Origin of the sequence: Oceanobacillus kapialis (genome assembly GCF_044790185.1) — a bacterium.
Classification (GTDB): domain Bacteria; phylum Bacillota; class Bacilli; order Bacillales; family Amphibacillaceae; genus Oceanobacillus_B; species Oceanobacillus_B kapialis.
Map to the genome: position 1 here is coordinate 1 of NZ_CP085256.1, position 17,062 is coordinate 17,062.

Below are 17,062 nucleotides of genomic sequence, written 5' to 3' on the forward strand. Positions count from 1 at the left end.
TTGGAAAATATAGAGGAACTTTGGGTCGCAACCCTGGAAAAAATCGAAGAAAAGATTAGTAAGCCTAGCTTCGATACTTGGTTGAAAAATACAAATGCTGAATTTCTTGAAGGCAATACCCTTGTTATTTCTGCACCAAATGAATTTGCCAGAGATTGGCTCGAAAACCAGTACACCGCACTTATATCCGATATTTTATTAGAAATTACTGGTTCAAGACTGGCTACGAAATTTATCATTCCAGACTCTGCTCCTCCTGTTGAAGACACGGAGCTGGCACCCAAACCGAATGTGGGAAATGACGGCGGTCTTGAGTCACCAAAGTCTATGTTAAATGCAAAGTACACCTTTGATTCGTTTGTTATTGGTGCAGGGAACAGATTTGCTCACGCAGCATCTCTTGCTGTGGCAGAAGCACCGGCAAAAGCCTATAACCCGCTATTTATTTATGGTGGTGTTGGACTTGGTAAAACCCATTTAATGCATGCGATCGGCCATTATGTAAGAGACCATGACCCAGATGCAAAGGTTGTTTACCTTTCATCAGAGAAATTTACGAATGAATTCATTAACGCCATTATGGACAACAAAACCGTTAACTTTCGTAATAAATACCGTAATGTAGATGTGCTCTTAATTGATGATATTCAATTTATTGCTGGAAAAGAATCCACACAGGAGGAATTTTTCCATACCTTTAACACTTTACATGAAGAAAGCAAGCAAATAATCATTTCCAGTGACCGTCCACCTAAGGAAATTCCAACACTGGAAGATCGTTTACGCTCTCGTTTTGAGTGGGGACTAATCACAGATATTACCCCACCAGATTTAGAAACACGGATTGCGATATTAACGAAGAAGGCCAAAGCAGAAGGGCTCGATATTCCGAATGAAGTGATGCTTTATATTGCCAATCAGATTGATACCAACATTCGTGAATTAGAAGGGGCTTTAATTCGCGTCGTTGCCTATTCTTCTTTAGTTAACAAAGATATAGACGCGTCCTTAGCTGCAGATGCTTTAAAAGATATTATTCCAAGCAGCAAACCTAAGATCATTAGTATTCAACGGATCCAGGAGGCAGTTGGAGAAAAATACAACATCCGGCTAGAGGATTTCCTTGCGAAGAAACGGACAAAATCTATTGCCTTCCCGCGACAGATTGCAATGTATTTATCAAGGGAAATGACGGACTCCTCTTTGCCTAAAATTGGCGAGGAATTTGGAGGACGTGACCATACAACCGTTATCCATGCACACGAAAAAATTGCACGCTTAATGGAAAATGACACACAGCTAACACGTGAAATAGAAGAAATTAAAGAAAATCTAAAATCGTTTTAGTTTTAGACCCACTTTTTTAAGAAATACTGGACTTCATCTCGTTTTTTGGCATGAACCCAGTAACGATAACCTGTGCACAGTGTGAATAGCGATGCAAACTTACAAACAGTTTATCCACATGTGTATAACTTTTAATAATCTGGCTTAAACTCGCTTATCCACATACCAACAAGCCTTATTACTATTAAGACTGTATTTTTATAATAAAAATAAATATAAAAGAACTTCCATTAGGAGGATTTATTCATGAAATTTATTATCCAACGGGATCAGTTAATCTCCAGTGTTCAAGATGTTATGAAGGCTATCTCATCCCGTACCGTTATACCGATATTGACAGGAATGAAAATTGAAGCAAAAGAAAGTGGTATTACATTAACAGGTAGTGATTCAGATATTTCGATTGAATCGTTTATTCCTGCTGAGGAAAATGGGAATGTAAATGTAGAACAGATTGAAGAGGGAAGCATTGTACTGCAAGCAAAATATTTCCCAGATATTGTTCGGAAATTACCAGAGAAAACAGTTGAAATTGAGTCTGATGAAAATCTTAAAGTGACCATACGCTCCGGTAAAGCGGAATTCAACTTGAATGGGCAAGATGCAGAAGAATATCCACAGCTGCCAAAACTTCAAACAAATGATAGTTTTGAGCTGCCGATCGATTTGTTAAAAAGCTTAATCAAACAAACTGTATTTGCTGTTTCTACCATGGAGACTCGTCCTATTCTTACAGGGGTAAACATTAAGCTTGATGGTGGAAACCTAACCTTTACAGCTACGGACAGCCATCGTTTAGCATCAAGAGAAATCCCTGTTAATGATGCGCCTGGCCAATTACCAACTGTAGTTGTTCCCGGTAAAAGTTTAAACGAACTAAACAAAATTTTAGATGATACAGAAGAAACTGTGGAAATAAGCGTTACAAACAATCAAATTTTGTTTAGAACAAAGAATCTCAATTTCCTATCAAGATTGCTTGATGGAAACTATCCAGAGACTTCTCGCTTAATTCCAGATCAAAGCAAAACAGTCCTTCATGTAAAAACAAAAGAATTGTTAAGCACAATTGATCGTGCTTCCCTATTAGCGAAAGAAGAACGAAATAATGTCGTGCGTTTAAGCACAAAAGGAAATGGATTAATTGAAATTACTAGTAATTCTCCTGAGGTTGGAACGGTAGCAGAGGAAATTACGGTACCTTCGATAAGTGGAGAGGAACTTAAGATCTCTTTTAGCTCCAAATATATGATTGATGCATTGAAAGCAATCGAATACGAGGAAGTAAAAGTAGAATTCACAGGAGCAATGCGCCCGTTCATCATTCGCCCTGCAAACGACGATCCAATTCTGCAACTCATTCTGCCCGTCAGAACGTATTAAATAATAGAAAACGACGTGTGTAATAAGGCCCTTATCTTTTAAAGATAGAGGGCCTTGTTATATTCTGGAGAGACTATAATAATTACTGAAGAACATTTTAGAAGCAATTTTAAGCCTAAATAAGCGTTTCTGATGTAAATATGGGGTCATACCTTTCCATAATGACAAATCTTTAGTAAAATAGGTATACAAGACGTTTACAAGTTAAAACTAAAGAATAGCAATATCTATTGAAAATTTACATTTGTTCATCTATTCGCAACGATGTAGGTTTTCCTATGCCCGAAACAGAATGAAGAAAGCTTTTTACAAGTAAAATGTTTTTCTAAATAAAGTAGGAAACTTGGTGATATCATGCATGAAGAAATTGAGATAACGACGGAGTATATTGCTTTAGGGCAATTTATAAAGCTAGCCAATGTACTTGAATCTGGCGGAATGGTGAAGGCGTTTTTGCAGGAGGAAGGCGTATTAGTTAATCAAGAGCGGGAGCATCGCCGTGGTCGTAAGCTATATCCAGGAGACATTGTAGATGTGGAAGGCATTGGATCCTATAAAGTGATAAAAGCTTGAAAAATGTCAGAGACCTCCTAGTAAAAGTTCCTGAACTGAAGCGAAAAAAAGAGGATTCGTCATGCATATAGAAGAACTTAATTTACGAAATTTCCGCAATTATGACAAGCTGGAAATGGAATTTAATAATAAAATCAATGTAATTATTGGGGAAAACGCACAAGGTAAAACAAATTTGATGGAGGCAATCTATTTACTTGCCTTCACGAAATCGCATCGTACTCCTAGAGAAAAAGAATTGATTCAATGGGAGAAGGAGTATGCTAAAATAGAGGGTAGGATTACCAAACGGAATCAAACCTTTCCCCTTGAAATTATTCTTTCCGCAAAAGGAAAAAAGGCAAAGCTGAATCGCCTTGAACAGAAGCGTTTGAGTGACTATATTGGTGCTCTAAATGTCGTGATGTTTGCCCCTGAAGACTTAACACTGGTAAAGGGTGCTCCACAAATACGCAGGCGGTTTATCGATATGGAGCTAGGTCAGATCCAGCCAAGGTATATCTACCATTTAGGACAATACCAAAAAATATTAAAGCAACGAAATCATCTGTTAAAGCAGCTGCAACGTGGTCATGCGCGTGATAAAACGATGTTGCAAGTACTGACAGACCAACTAGTAGAACATGCCGCAACCTTGTTGGAAAGACGGTTTGTTTTTTTAGATTTATTACGAAAATGGGCTAGTCCAATTCATCATGGCATAAGCCGTGAGCTGGAAAGGCTTGAAATAAAGTATTCTCCGACAATCGAAGTATCAGAAGATGATAATAAGGAGAAAATAGAGAGTATCTATTTAAATAAATTTCAGCAAATACAAGAAAAAGAGATTGAGCGGGGAACAAGTTTAGTTGGCCCACATCGTGATGATCTCCTCTTTTATGTAAACGGCAAGGACGTGCAAACCTTTGGATCCCAAGGGCAGCAACGAACAACTGCCTTGTCGGTGAAACTTGCAGAAATTGAACTTATATACAATGAGGTTGGGGAGTATCCGATCCTCCTGCTTGATGATGTGTTGAGTGAATTGGATGATTACCGACAATCACACTTACTTCATACCATTCAAGGTAAGGTACAAACCTTTGTTTCTACTACTAGTGTTGATGGAATAAATCATGAAACCCTGAATAAAGCGGAACTCTTTCGTGTCCGAAATGGTGTAGTGGAAAAATAGATTAGGGGGGAAGAAAGCATGTTTATTCATATCGGTAATGATAATGTCATTCGCTCGAAAGACGTTATTGCAATCATTGATTATAATTTAATCTCATCCTCTTCTATTATGGAGGAAATGATGGAGAACGCCGCCAAGGAAAAGAAAGTGTTAGGCCCAACAGTAGATGCAAAGTCTGTGATGATCACAAAGGAAGTGATCTATTATAGTACGCTTTCCGTATCTACGTTGAAGAAGCGGGCCAGTATGATATCCACAATCAGTAAGCTGGATGATTTCTCTGATGAAATTAAAGAAGAAATAGAAGAAGCTTAGTCTACTGTTTTAATTCGATACATTTTAAGTACAGGAAATGGAAGTGAGAGCATGGCAATGGAAGAAAATATTAAAAACGAATCCGAATATGGTGCTGATCAGATTCAGGTGCTTGAAGGCCTTGAAGCGGTGCGCAAAAGACCCGGCATGTATATTGGATCAACAAGTGAGAAAGGCTTACATCATCTTGTATGGGAAATTGTTGATAACAGTATCGATGAAGCATTAGCTGGATATTGTGACAGGATTGACGTAACAATTGAAGCCGATAACAGTATTACGGTAAAAGATAACGGCCGCGGTATCCCGGTAGGTATTCAGAAAAAGACTGGTCGCCCTGCATTAGAAGTTATCATGACGGTACTGCATGCCGGCGGGAAATTTGGCGGCGGTGGCTACAAAGTATCAGGTGGTTTGCACGGTGTAGGTGCATCAGTGGTAAACGCCTTGTCTACAAGCCTTGATGTCCATGTTCATTTAGATAATAAGGTTCACTATTTGGGCTTTAAAAAAGGTGTACCTCAAGGAGAAATTGAAGTTGTCGGGGAAACAGATGTAACAGGTACCATCACCCATTTTGTTCCAGATCCTGAAATCTTTGAAACCACCGAGTACAATTATGATACGTTAACCCAGCGTTTACGTGAATTAGCTTTTCTTAATAAAGGAATTACCATCACCGTAGAAGATAAGCGTACAGACCAAGAGCCTGTTAGCTATTTCTACGAAGGCGGAATTAAATCCTATGTAGAGTACATTAACCGTACGAAAGAAGTCTTACACGAGCCTTTTTATGCAGAAGGAGAAGACCAGGGGATTTCCGTTGAGGTCGCCATTCAATATAACGAAGGATTTGCAAGCAGCTTATATTCCTTTGCCAACAATATTCACACCTATGAAGGTGGTAGTCACGAGTCTGGATTCCGCACAGGTCTTACACGCGTGATTAATGATTATGCAAGGAAAAATAATTTATTCAGGGAGAATGACCCGAACCTTACCGGTGATGATGTTCGCGAAGGCATGACCGCCATCGTTTCGGTGAAACACCCCGACCCGCAATTTGAGGGGCAGACAAAGACAAAGCTCGGCAACAGTGAAGCACGTACGATAACAGACGCTGTTTTCAGTGAAATGTTCTCTAAGTTTCTTTATGAAAATCCTTCCGTTGCAAAAATTATTGTTGAAAAAGGACTTATGGCTTCTCGTGCCCGTATGGCAGCGAAAAAAGCCAGAGAGCTAACAAGAAGAAAAAGTGCGCTGGAAGTTTCAAATCTCCCAGGTAAGCTTGCAGATTGCTCATCAAAAGACGCAAAAATAAGTGAGCTTTATATTGTAGAGGGTGACTCTGCAGGCGGATCAGCGAAATCCGGCCGTGACCGTCATTTTCAGGCAATCCTGCCATTACGCGGTAAAATTCTCAATGTAGAGAAAGCCCGTCTTGATAAAATTTTATCCAATAATGAAGTACGTGCCATGATTACAGCGCTTGGCACAGGTATTGGTGAGGACTTTGATATCTCTAAAGCCCGTTACCATAAAGTTGTTATTATGACAGATGCCGATGTCGATGGTGCACATATACGTACATTACTATTAACCTTTTTCTATCGTTATATGCGCCCATTAATTGAACATGGCTATATTTATATCGCACAACCACCGTTGTACCAGATTAAACAAGGTAAAGCTATTCATTATGTGTACAATGAAAAAGCACTTGATCAATTGCTTCAAGAGCTTCCACAAGCACCTAAACCAGGGATTCAGCGTTATAAAGGGCTTGGAGAAATGAATGCGACCCAGCTTTGGGATACAACGATGGATCCAGAGACACGTACCTTGCTACAGGTTGACCTGGCTGATGCCATTGATGCAGATCAAGTATTTGATATGCTGATGGGTGATAAAGTAGAACCGAGAAGGCACTTTATTGAGGAAAATGCGCAGTACGTTAAAAACCTAGATATCTAAAATTAATATAAAAACATGTAATATTTGAGGCAAATCACTATTGTCGTTAGATAAATAGTGATAGGAGGTATAGGAATGGCAGAGGAAAAACGTCCAAACGTTCAGGAAATAAATATAAGTAATGAGATGCGCACATCCTTCCTTGATTACGCAATGAGTGTTATCGTTTCACGTGCATTGCCAGATGTCCGTGACGGAATGAAGCCTGTGCATCGAAGAATTTTGTACGCAATGAATGATCTGGGGATGCACTCAGATAAAGCATATAAAAAATCCGCCCGTATTGTTGGGGAAGTTATCGGGAAATACCATCCTCATGGTGATTCAGCCGTTTATGAAACAATGGTACGTATGGCACAGGATTTCAGTTATCGCTATATGCTTGTAGATGGCCACGGGAACTTCGGTTCAGTGGACGGCGACTCCGCAGCGGCAATGCGTTATACAGAGGCGAGAATGTCTAAAATATCGATGGAGCTGTTGCGCGATATTAACAAAGATACGATTGATTACACTGATAACTATGATGGCTCTGAACGGGAACCAGTCGTTTTTCCAGCACGTTTCCCTAATTTATTGGTAAACGGAACATCAGGAATTGCGGTTGGGATGGCAACCAATATCCCGCCACATCATCTAGGGGAAACCATTGACGCAGTATTAGCGATTAGTAGAAATCCGGATATTACGATTAGTGAGTTAATGGACGATTATATCCATGGTCCTGATTTCCCAACAGCCGGGCAAATTTTAGGTAAAAGTGGAATAAGAAAAGCCTATGAAACAGGTAAAGGTTCAATTACTGTGCGGGCTAAAGCGAATATAGAAGAACATGCAAATGGGAAAGCAACCATTATCGTGACCGAGCTTCCATACCAAGTTAATAAAGCAAAACTGATTGAACGAATTGCTGAACATGTGCGTGATAAACGAATTGAAGGAATTACGGATTTACGTGATGAATCAGATCGTAATGGTATGCGTATCGTCATGGAACTACGCCGTGATGTAAATGCGAATGTTGTACTTAATAACTTATATAAACATACGGCGTTGCAGACAACCTTTGGGATTAACACATTGGCACTGGTTGATGGTCAGCCGAAAGTATTAACAATTAAGCAATGTCTTGAGCATTATCTTGAGCACCAAAAGGTGATTATTCGCCGACGTACAGCGTTTGAATTGCGTAAAGCAGAAGCAAGAGCGCATATTTTGGAAGGATTACGAATTGCACTTGATCATTTGGATGAAGTGATTGCACTTATCCGTAACTCGAAAACAACCGATATTGCAAGAGATGGCTTAATGGAGCGATTCCAGCTTTCCGAGAAACAAGCCCAGGCCATCTTGGATATGCGTTTACAGCGACTAACTGGGTTAGAGCGCGAAAAAATCGAAAATGAGTACAAAGAGCTTCTCGACTTAATTGAAGAGTTAAAAGCAATTTTAGCTGATGAAGAAAAGGTACTTGAAATTATCCGGGAAGAGTTAACCGAAGTGAAAGAACGTTTTAACGATGAACGCCGTACAGAAATTGTACTAGGAGGCGTAGACTTCTTTGAAGATGAGGATTTAATCCCAGAGGAGAATATTGTTATTACGCTTACCCATCAAGGTTATATCAAACGTCTGCCTTCTTCTACTTATCGGACTCAAAAACGTGGAGGCCGTGGTATTCAAGGAATGGGAACCAATGAGGACGATTTTGTAGAACATCTCGTCTCGACTTCTACGCATGACACGATCCTGTTCTTTACGAATAAAGGGAAGGTATACAAGGCGAAGGGGTATGAAGTTCCAGAATTCAGCAGAACAGCTAAGGGTATCCCAATTATTAACCTTCTCCAAGTAGAGAAAGGCGAATGGGTTAATGCTGTAATTTCTGTAAACGAATTTAGTGACACGGATTACTTGTTCTTCACCACCAAGCACGGTATTTCCAAGCGGACTACACTATCCCAATTTGCTAACATCCGAAAAGGTGGCTTAATTGCATTAGGACTTCGCGATGAGGATGAATTGATTTCCGTACGCCTGACAGATGGAAATAAGGATATGATGATCGCAACGAAAAATGGTTATCTCATTCGATTCCCTGAGGACCAAATCCGTTCCATGGGCAGAACTGCTGCCGGTGTGAAAGGTATATCCCTTAGAGAAGATGATGAGGTTGTATCCATGGAAATTCTTCAGGAAGATTCCAAAATCTTGCACGTTACAAGTAAAGGTTACGGAAAACAAACACCTGAAGCAGAGTATCGTGTAACAAACCGTGGCGGAAAAGGTATCTTCACCTGTAATCTAACTGATAAAACAGGCCATGTTGTTGCGGTTAAAGCCGTATCAGGAGAAGAAGACCTCATGCTCATCACTGTTGCAGGTGTACTTATTCGAATTCCAGTCCAGGATATTTCCGAAACAGGTCGGAATACAATGGGTGTACGTCTAATTAGACTGCAGGAAGAAGAGGAAGTAGCAACAGTAGCACGTGTAGACCGTGACGAAGAGGAAGAAGAGGAAACTGTTGAAGAAACAGTTACTTCTGAAACGGAAGAGGATACAGAAGAATAATAAATTGGCAGGAAGGGGCTCAAGCTCCTTCCTGATTAATATGGTACAGGGGGAAATAATTATGAGGGTAAAAGCCTCGCAACTTGTCCCAGGATGTGTGTTGCTTAGAGATATCAAAGGAAAAACAAATAGAGCCATTATCCCGAAAAACACAGTATTAACAGAAGAACATATCACAGTTATTAAGAAGTTTCTAGTGGATTCAGTAGAGGTTGCTTCGAAACTAGCTAAAGGGGCAGCGTTCACCCCAGAGCAAGTGGAGGAAGCTAAACAGGTGCAACATCCTGTACCAGAGCCTCAGGAAGAAGAACTTCCGACCTTCGAAGTACAATACGAACAGACTGTACAAGCATACAAGAAAATGTTTGAAAACTGGAAAAATGGTACACCAATTGATATGCCCTATGTGCGTAAGCAAATGATTCCGTTGCTAAAAAGGATGGAGGATATCTCTTCGTTTGTATATACGCTCCATCACTATGCAACAAAGCGAGACTACTTTTACTATCATAGTGTTGCAGTTGGCATCTTATCGGCATTCCTTGCGAAGAAGATGGGATATCCTTCTGGGGAATGGCTACAAATTGGCCTAGCTGGATTGCTTTCAGATGCAGGTATGTCCAAAGTTGATCATAACCTTCTTTCGCAAACAGATCCCTTAAGTGCTGAACAAATGGCCGAGCTAAAAAAGCACCCTACTTATTCCTATCGAATGGTAGAGCATATCCCCACCATCAAGCAGTCTGTAAAGCTCGCCATTTTGCAACACCATGAAAGAATGGATGGAAGCGGCTATCCACTTGGACTAACGAGCAGTAAAGTACATAAATTTGCTAAAATTATTGCTGTCTGTGACATGTATCATGCGATGACTTGTGAAAGAGCCTATAAACAAAAGCAATCGCCTTTTCTAGTTATTGAGGAGTTACAAAAGGAGCAATTTTCTACCTTGGACCCAGATGTTGTTGCAAGCTTTGTAGAAAGCATGACCCACTTTTCCATTGGTACAAAAATCCGCCTTTCTAATAGCCAGCTAGGTGAAATTGTTTTTATTGATACTAAACATCCTACAAGACCAATGGTGCGTATGGAAGATAAAGATGAAATTGTCTCCCTGCAGCAGACAGAGATGTATATTGAAGAAATTGTCGGTATCCCTTCGTAGGGCATGCCGGCTTTTTGTTTGGGTTTTGGTTAGATGAGTGGTGTGTAATGGATTATGGGAGTGGAGTAATCGGCATGTGCGCATAGTTTAATTAACCAGCGTTGTGCAATCAACCAGTGGCGTTGTGCAATCAACCAATGGTGGTGTTTAATCAACCAATGGTGGTGTTCAATCAACCAGTGGAGCAGTGCAATCAACCAATGGTGGTGTTCAATCAACCAGTGGAGCAGTGCAATCAACCAATGGTGGTGTGCAATCAACCAAGGGAGCAGCGCAATCAACCAATGGTGGTGTTCAATCAACCAGTGGTGCAGCGCAATCAACCAATGGTGGTGTTCAATCAACCAGTGGAGCAGTGCAATCAACTAATGGTGGTGTTCAATCAACCAGTGGTGCAGCGCAATCAACCAATGGTGGTGTTCAATCAACCAGTGGAGCAGTGCAATCAACCAATGGTGGTGTTCAATCAACCAGTGGAGCAGTGCAATCAACCAAGAGCAGTGTCCAATCAACCAAGCGCGCCGCCCAATCAACCAAAAAAGCCACCACCACGTTTTTTATAAAGCTCCAAACCAAGCAAAAATGGAACCTTAGCTGCTGATTCTTTAAGGAATTGGGTGATAAACGGATAGTCTACTTCTGGCTTGGATGTAAAGAGATCGCCCCACCACTCCGTCTCATAGCGACAAAGCATGCTCAGGTTATAAAGAAGTAGATAATGGATCATCACTTCAGAGAATGGCAGGTATACCTCCTTGCTTGCAGGGAAGTAGATAGAGGTCTGGGAGGTATCTGTATAAAACGGTCCTTTTATATCCCTCAACTGCTGGATAAGTTCCACTCGGATATACGCGTTGTCTACTTCTACATGCTTAATTTCTGGAATATAGGGAGTGATTTTCTTTAAGAAGCTGTCTTTTGTAGTATGGTAGTCATCTAAAATTGCATGAGGGAATTCTAACCATGTGCCGTTCTTTTTCCCTACTCTATATAACCCCTCGTCTCCGTTGAAATGGAATATATGCTTCATTTCTGGGATAAGGGATAAGAGCTGCTTCATTGTGATTTTTTCGAAAGGGTAACGTTTTATTTGAAAGAGATGCTCGGAAAAGTAAGGAAACAACCCATTATGCTGAAGCTTTATTTCATCGTTCAGAAAAGAATAATCCTTCTTTTTTCGCTTCCTCGCTGTTACTCCGTGTGCAAGCAGGCTTGTTGATTCAGGGTAATCAGGTCGAACAGTTAGAAGGCAGGCCTTTATAAGATGTGCCATCCCATAAAAATAGAGGACAGGCTGAAGAATCGGAGAGGCATTGTCTCCACTTTTGTAAAACAGCTTCCCGTGTTCTAGGTAAGACATAAATGTTGTGCAGTTTTCGTAGCTTTTCTTTTCAGCGTCTATTCCATCTATTTCTTTATAACAGTTGAGCAGGTAATGCTGTGCTGTTTGCTGTGACATTAAGTAGGTATAAAACACCTCTATTTCCTGCATATAACATCCTCCCCCAACTATTTAAAAATTTTGAATCTACTTTCTTTAATTTTGTTTAAAGTTCTGGTTGAAAAAGCAAATAGGTTGGCGTATTGTATATAAAAATAGTATTACTTGCATAGCTTGTGCAAGGATAGCACGTTGCATACATATTACAAATCAGGAGGAGGATCTATCATGCGTGAAGACAAGTTCGCAAAAGAAGGACTGACATTTGATGACGTTTTACTGATGCCGGCAAAATCAGAAGTATTGCCGAAGGATGTGCAGGTAAAAACGAAGTTGACAGAGAACCTGCAATTGAATAATCCATTTATTAGTGCAGGGATGGATACCGTAACAGAAGCTGAAATGGCGATTGCGATGGCTCGCCAGGGTGGCTTAGGAATCATTCATAAAAACATGTCCATTGAAGATCAAGCGGAACAGGTAGACCGTGTGAAGCGTTCGGAAAGTGGTGTTATTACGAACCCATTTTTCTTAACTCCTGAACATCAAGTTTACGATGCGGAACATCTCATGGGAAAATTTCGGATTTCCGGTGTACCGATTGTTAACTCGATCGAAGAACAAAAGCTTGTTGGCATTTTAACGAATCGTGACCTTCGTTTTATTCAAGATTACTCTATCTCTATTGCGGAAGTTATGACAAGTGAGGATCTTGTCACAGCGCCTGTGGGCACGACATTAGAAGAAGCCGAACAGCTTCTACAGCGTTATAAAATTGAAAAACTCCCATTAGTCGATGATCAAAAAACGCTAAAGGGATTAATTACCATTAAGGACATTGAAAAGGTAATCGAATTCCCGAATGCTGCTAAGGATAAGCAAGGGAGATTACTTGCAGGTGCTGCTGTTGGTGTTACAGGAGATGCGATGAAACGTATTGAGAAATTGGTTGAAGCAGGTGTTGATGTAATTGTTATTGATACAGCGCATGGCCATTCAGAAGGTGTAATAAACCAAGTAAAAGTAGTCCGTGAAAAATATCCTGAGTTAGATATTATAGCAGGAAATGTAGCTACTGCAGAAGCGACCAGAGATTTAATTGAAGCTGGAGCTTCTATTGTGAAGGTAGGTATTGGCCCTGGCTCTATTTGTACGACACGCGTCGTAGCTGGTGTGGGCGTACCGCAAATTACAGCGGTGCATGATTGTGCGCTTGCAGCAGGAGAATACAATGTGCCTGTTATTGCCGATGGCGGGATTAAATACTCTGGGGACATTGCAAAAGCATTAGCAGCAGGTGCACATGCAGTTATGCTTGGTAGTATGTTTGCTGGTGTTAATGAGAGTCCTGGTGAAACGGAAATCTATCAGGGTAGACAATATAAAGTTTATCGTGGCATGGGATCGGTTGGTGCCATGAAAGCAGGCTCAAAAGATCGCTATTTCCAGGAAGGAAATGAAGCTAAAAAGCTGGTACCAGAAGGAATTGAAGGAAGAGTTGCCTACAAAGGGGCGCTTGCTGATACTGTTCATCAACTAATAGGTGGGCTCCGTTCAGGTATGGGATACTGTGGTACTGCAACGATCGACGAACTAAGAGAAGATGCGCGGTTTATTAAAATTACGAATGCAGGTCTTCGCGAAAGCCATCCACACGATGTGCAAATAACGAAAGAATCACCGAATTACTCATTACAATAGGAAGTCGAGTATAAAACTGAAAATTTAGTGGACGGGGCGATTCCCCGTCTATTTTTTTAGCGTTTTCTATGGTAAAATAACAAAGTGCACGCGTACACCATAAGAAGGTTAAACTACATGTTGGAGGTAAGAAAGTTGAAACACATAATGAAAAAGCGTCTATCATTATTACTAGCTGTTTTAGTAGTGATGACATCGGTATTTGTACAGCCGTTTTCGGCAAAAGCTCAAAGCACGTTAGATATTGAAGCTGAATCGGCTATTTTAGTTGATGCAGCAACAGGGAAAATTGTCTTTGCAAAGAATGCAGATGAAGCCCTGCCTCCAGCAAGTATGACAAAAATGATGACAGAATATCTTGTATGGGAAGCCATCGAAGAAGGTCAAATCAGCTGGGACACTACAACACAGATTAGCGACTATCCTTACAGTATTTCTGCCAATAACTCTTTTTCAGGTGTTGGTTTAAGACAGAACAAAGATTATACTGTTAGATCGTTGTATGAAGCGATGGCAATTAATTCAGATAATGCCACCACCATTGCACTTGCTGAACTGATTGCTGGTTCAGAAGGTGAGTTTGTAAAAATGATGAATGAAAAGGGAGAAGAAATGGGGCTCCCTGACTATAAATTTGTTAATTCAACAGGATTGGATAATTCCTCATTAGGTGACAACTATCCAGAAGGCACGGAACCAGATGAAACGAATCTATTATCTGCGGAATCATCTGCTTTACTTGCTTACCATCTCATAAAGGATTATCCGGAAGCACTAGAAATTTCTAGTATTCCAGCCACTGAATTTGATGGTCAACAAATTCGTAACTGGAACCATATGCTGGCCCATGACACCACTTTCTTAAAGCAATTCTATTATGAAGGAGTGGACGGGCTAAAAACAGGTTACACAGATAAAGCGGGTTATAGCTTTACTGGTACTGCTGAGCGTGATGGCCAACGCTATATTTCCGTAGTAATGAAAACAGCTAGTGAAGAAGAGCGTTTTGCTCAAACTGCAAAATTACTAGATTACGGTTTTGATAACTTTGAAACAACCGAATTATTCCCGGCCGGTTATCAGTTAGAGGATCAATCGAGTATTTCTGTAGCTAAGGGGAAAGAAGATGTGGTTTCTGTTTCAACTGGACAAGCTGTCTCCTTCCCTATTCAAAAAGATGAAGCGAACCAATATAGTATTAACTATACCCTTGATGAAGAGAAGTTAAACGCTGAAGGAGAACTGACCGCACCTGTTAAAAAAGGGGATGTTGTTGGGAGTGCCGAGGTTGTATATGAAGGCGAAAATGATTATGGTTATATTATGACAGGATCTGATGGGCCAATTGAGATCGTTGCGGATGAGTCAGTAGAGAAGTCAAACTGGTTTATGTTAACGCTTGGAGCAGTTGGTGATTTCTTTGCAGATCTATTCACAACTGCTGCAGATTGGGTTAAAGGATTATTTAGCTAATACGAACGATAAAAATTAGGGGGAATTCTACATGTCAAATACAGGTACAGAACGTGTAAAACGCGGTATGGCGGAAATGCAAAAAGGCGGCGTCATTATGGATGTTGTGAACGCCGAGCAAGCTAAAATAGCGGAAGCATCAGGTGCAGTTGCTGTAATGGCACTTGAGCGCGTACCATCTGATATTCGCGCAGCAGGCGGTGTAGCTCGTATGGCTGACCCGACTATTACGGAAGAAGTATTAAATGCAGTATCTATTCCCGTTATGGCGAAGGCGCGTATTGGTCACATCGTGGAAGCGCGTGTGCTCGAAGCAATGGGTGTCGACTATATTGATGAGAGTGAAGTATTGACTCCAGCCGATGATATTTATCACCTAAACAAATCTGATTACACAGTGCCATTTGTATGTGGATGCCGTAATCTTGGCGAAGCAGCTCGTCGTATTGGAGAAGGAGCTTCTATGCTACGTACAAAGGGAGAGCCGGGTACAGGAAATATCGTAGAAGCTGTTCGTCATATGCGTGAAGTACAATCTGAGATCCGCAAGCTTTCTGCAATGTCTAAAGACGAAGTGATGACATTTGCTAAAGTAATCGGCGCACCTTATGAGTTATTGCTACAAATCCGTGAAGAAGGCCGTCTACCTGTTGTTAACTTTGCGGCTGGTGGTATTGCAACACCTTCTGATGCGGCACTTATGATGGAACTAGGAGCAGATGGCGTATTTGTTGGGTCTGGTATTTTTAAATCAGATAACCCGGAAAAATTCGCAAAAGCCATTGTGGAAGCAACAACTCATTATAAAGATTACGCATTAATCAGTGAGCTATCCAAAGGGTTAGGTACAGCAATGAAAGGTCTTGAAATGAGCACGATTGCTGCCCATGACCGTATGCAGGATCGTAGCGAATAGAAAGAAGGAATGTTTTATGATAACGATTGGTGTTCTTGCGCTTCAAGGAGCGGTACGTGAGCATATTCGTTCGATAGAAGCATGTGGAGCAAAGGCTGTTGAAGTAAAGCGAGTAGAACAGCTAGAAGAGATTAATGGCCTGATTCTTCCTGGTGGAGAAAGCACCACCATGCGCCGTTTAATTGATAGCTATGGATTCTTTACTGCTATTCAGGAATTTGGCCGTCAAGGCAAACCAGTTTTCGGTACCTGTGCGGGTCTCATTCTTATGGCAAGTGAGATTGACGGCCAGGATAATGCCCATCTTGGCTTAATGAACATGAAAGTAGCCCGGAATGCATTTGGCCGTCAGGTAGCAAGTTTTGAAGCAGAGCTTGATATGAAGCATATAGGTGATGCGTTTAATGCGGTATTTATTCGTGCACCATATGTTTTAGAATCTGGGCCGGAAGTGGAAGTACTAGCAACATATCAAGATAGAATCGTTGCAGCACAGCAAGGGCATTATCTATGCACTGCCTTCCACCCGGAACTAACCGACGACAACCGCGTCATCGCCCATTTCGTCACAATGGTCGAAGCATCCATCAAAGCAACTGCTTAATGGTTTAAAAAATTATAAGTGAGTGCTTTACCCAGCGCTACGGAAAATACTTCGCTTTCCTGGGGCGGCTGGTAAGCCTCCGTGTGCTACGCACTACGGGGTCTTACCGATGCCTTTCCTCCCCAAGGAGTCTGCGTATTTTCCTCCGCTAGATATTGCGTCACAACTTTTTACACAGAGCGATATATATAAAGATTACTTAAGACCAGGGTTGCATTCGATGTATAAATTGTATATGATATGCTATAATTAGTAATAGAATATAAAAGTTATGATAGGAATTAGTAACAGTATAGCTTTCTAAAGAGAGTCGATGGTTGGTGTGAATCGACGTGAGTATGCTGTGAATCCATCCTTGAACTGGTTAGTTGAACCCGGGCACCCCGGTAGTAAATCAACCCGGTAGTACCGTTAACACGATA

General features: G+C 40.9%; 15 protein-coding genes and 1 other annotated feature (1 of these 16 cut by a window edge). Of the genes, 12 read left to right on the plus strand and 3 right to left on the minus strand.

Translation table 11 applies throughout. The annotated features are described in order from the left end of the window. The 8 genes from dnaA to LG273_RS00040 all read left to right on the plus strand — a co-directional run bounded on the left by dnaA (window position 1) and on the right by LG273_RS00040 (window position 10,505). A complete protein-coding gene (gene dnaA, locus LG273_RS00005; protein WP_379559967.1) occupies window positions 1-1,347 on the plus strand; it encodes a chromosomal replication initiator protein DnaA in 1,347 nt (448 codons plus the stop codon). Between the two features lie 246 nt (window positions 1,348-1,593). Next, window positions 1,594-2,730 carry a DNA polymerase III subunit beta gene (dnaN, locus tag LG273_RS00010; protein ID WP_379559965.1) on the plus strand — a complete coding sequence of 379 codons (1,137 nt, stop codon included), beginning with the start codon at window positions 1,594-1,596 and terminating at the stop codon, window positions 2,728-2,730. A 354-nt stretch (window positions 2,731-3,084) separates the two neighbouring features. Continuing rightward, window positions 3,085-3,303, plus strand: a complete 219-nt coding sequence (gene yaaA / locus LG273_RS00015; RefSeq protein WP_379559963.1) for a S4 domain-containing protein YaaA — start codon at window positions 3,085-3,087, stop codon at window positions 3,301-3,303. A gap of 61 nt (window positions 3,304-3,364) precedes the next feature. Further along, entirely contained in the window at window positions 3,365-4,477 is a 1,113-nt protein-coding gene (gene recF / locus LG273_RS00020; protein ID WP_379559962.1) for a DNA replication/repair protein RecF, read from the plus strand. Window positions 4,478-4,495: 18 nt separating this feature from the next. Beyond that, a complete protein-coding gene (gene remB, locus LG273_RS00025) occupies window positions 4,496-4,792 on the plus strand; it encodes an extracellular matrix regulator RemB (RefSeq protein ID WP_379559961.1) in 297 nt (98 codons plus the stop codon). 51 nt (window positions 4,793-4,843) lie between these two features. Continuing rightward, window positions 4,844-6,766 carry a DNA topoisomerase (ATP-hydrolyzing) subunit B gene (gene gyrB / locus LG273_RS00030; protein ID WP_379559959.1) on the plus strand — a complete coding sequence of 641 codons (1,923 nt, stop codon included), beginning with the start codon at window positions 4,844-4,846 and terminating at the stop codon, window positions 6,764-6,766. 75 nt (window positions 6,767-6,841) lie between these two features. Then, the gene (gene gyrA, locus LG273_RS00035; protein WP_379559958.1) at window positions 6,842-9,340 is read left to right on the plus strand and encodes a DNA gyrase subunit A; all 2,499 of its coding nucleotides are present in this window, start codon (window positions 6,842-6,844) and stop codon (window positions 9,338-9,340) included. 61 nt (window positions 9,341-9,401) lie between these two features. Continuing rightward, window positions 9,402-10,505: an HD domain-containing phosphohydrolase gene (locus LG273_RS00040; protein ID WP_379559957.1), complete on the plus strand. Its 1,104-nt coding sequence runs from the start codon at window positions 9,402-9,404 to the stop codon at window positions 10,503-10,505. Between the two features lie 29 nt (window positions 10,506-10,534). On the opposite strand, the gene LG273_RS00045 is transcribed toward LG273_RS00040, so the two are convergent. Genes LG273_RS00045 through LG273_RS00055 form a run of 3 tightly spaced genes read right to left on the minus strand, consistent with a single transcriptional unit; the run spans window position 10,535 to window position 11,997 of the window. Beyond that, complete coding sequence (locus tag LG273_RS00045) at window positions 10,535-10,870, minus strand: hypothetical protein (protein WP_404456896.1); 336 nt, start codon at window positions 10,868-10,870, stop codon at window positions 10,535-10,537. After that, complete coding sequence (locus tag LG273_RS00050; RefSeq protein ID WP_379559955.1) at window positions 10,871-11,038, minus strand: hypothetical protein; 168 nt, start codon at window positions 11,036-11,038, stop codon at window positions 10,871-10,873. Next, window positions 11,035-11,997, minus strand: a complete 963-nt coding sequence (locus LG273_RS00055; RefSeq protein WP_379559954.1) for a YaaC family protein — start codon at window positions 11,995-11,997, stop codon at window positions 11,035-11,037. Before LG273_RS00055 ends, LG273_RS00050 begins: the two co-directional genes overlap by 4 nt. Window positions 11,998-12,174: 177 nt before the next feature. Here LG273_RS00055 and guaB point away from each other — a divergent pair, with 177 nt between their 5' ends. The 4 genes from guaB to pdxT all read left to right on the plus strand — a co-directional run bounded on the left by guaB (window position 12,175) and on the right by pdxT (window position 16,640). Next, window positions 12,175-13,647, plus strand: coding sequence for an IMP dehydrogenase (guaB, locus tag LG273_RS00060; RefSeq protein ID WP_404456900.1), 1,473 nt, complete (start codon window positions 12,175-12,177; stop codon window positions 13,645-13,647). 135 nt (window positions 13,648-13,782) lie between these two features. Then, on the plus strand, window positions 13,783-15,120 hold the full coding sequence (locus tag LG273_RS00065) for a serine hydrolase (protein WP_404456903.1): 1,338 nt from the start codon (window positions 13,783-13,785) through the stop codon (window positions 15,118-15,120). Between the two features lie 31 nt (window positions 15,121-15,151). After that, window positions 15,152-16,036: a pyridoxal 5'-phosphate synthase lyase subunit PdxS gene (gene pdxS, locus LG273_RS00070; RefSeq protein ID WP_404456906.1), complete on the plus strand. Its 885-nt coding sequence runs from the start codon at window positions 15,152-15,154 to the stop codon at window positions 16,034-16,036. A 16-nt stretch (window positions 16,037-16,052) separates the two neighbouring features. Beyond that, window positions 16,053-16,640, plus strand: a complete 588-nt coding sequence (gene pdxT / locus LG273_RS00075; protein WP_404456909.1) for a pyridoxal 5'-phosphate synthase glutaminase subunit PdxT — start codon at window positions 16,053-16,055, stop codon at window positions 16,638-16,640. A 262-nt stretch (window positions 16,641-16,902) separates the two neighbouring features. Then, window positions 16,903-17,062: a binding site (T-box leader), on the plus strand; it runs 64 nt beyond the window's last position.

Excerpts from the sequence above, each read along its gene's own strand:
- LG273_RS00040 (WP_379559957.1), top strand. The coding sequence starts at position 9,402 with ATGAGGGTAAAAGCCTCGCAACTTGTCCCAGGATGTGTGTTGCTTAGA.
- LG273_RS00055 (WP_379559954.1), bottom strand. The coding sequence starts at position 11,997 with ATGCAGGAAATAGAGGTGTTTTATACCTACTTAATGTCACAGCAAACA.
- recF (WP_379559962.1), top strand. The coding sequence starts at position 3,365 with ATGCATATAGAAGAACTTAATTTACGAAATTTCCGCAATTATGACAAG.
- yaaA (WP_379559963.1), top strand. The coding sequence starts at position 3,085 with ATGCATGAAGAAATTGAGATAACGACGGAGTATATTGCTTTAGGGCAA.
- dnaN (WP_379559965.1), top strand. The coding sequence starts at position 1,594 with ATGAAATTTATTATCCAACGGGATCAGTTAATCTCCAGTGTTCAAGAT.
- gyrA (WP_379559958.1), top strand. The coding sequence starts at position 6,842 with ATGGCAGAGGAAAAACGTCCAAACGTTCAGGAAATAAATATAAGTAAT.
- pdxS (WP_404456906.1), top strand. The coding sequence starts at position 15,152 with ATGTCAAATACAGGTACAGAACGTGTAAAACGCGGTATGGCGGAAATG.
- guaB (WP_404456900.1), top strand. The coding sequence starts at position 12,175 with ATGCGTGAAGACAAGTTCGCAAAAGAAGGACTGACATTTGATGACGTT.
- pdxT (WP_404456909.1), top strand. The coding sequence starts at position 16,053 with ATGATAACGATTGGTGTTCTTGCGCTTCAAGGAGCGGTACGTGAGCAT.
- gyrB (WP_379559959.1), top strand. The coding sequence starts at position 4,844 with ATGGCAATGGAAGAAAATATTAAAAACGAATCCGAATATGGTGCTGAT.
- remB (WP_379559961.1), top strand. The coding sequence starts at position 4,496 with ATGTTTATTCATATCGGTAATGATAATGTCATTCGCTCGAAAGACGTT.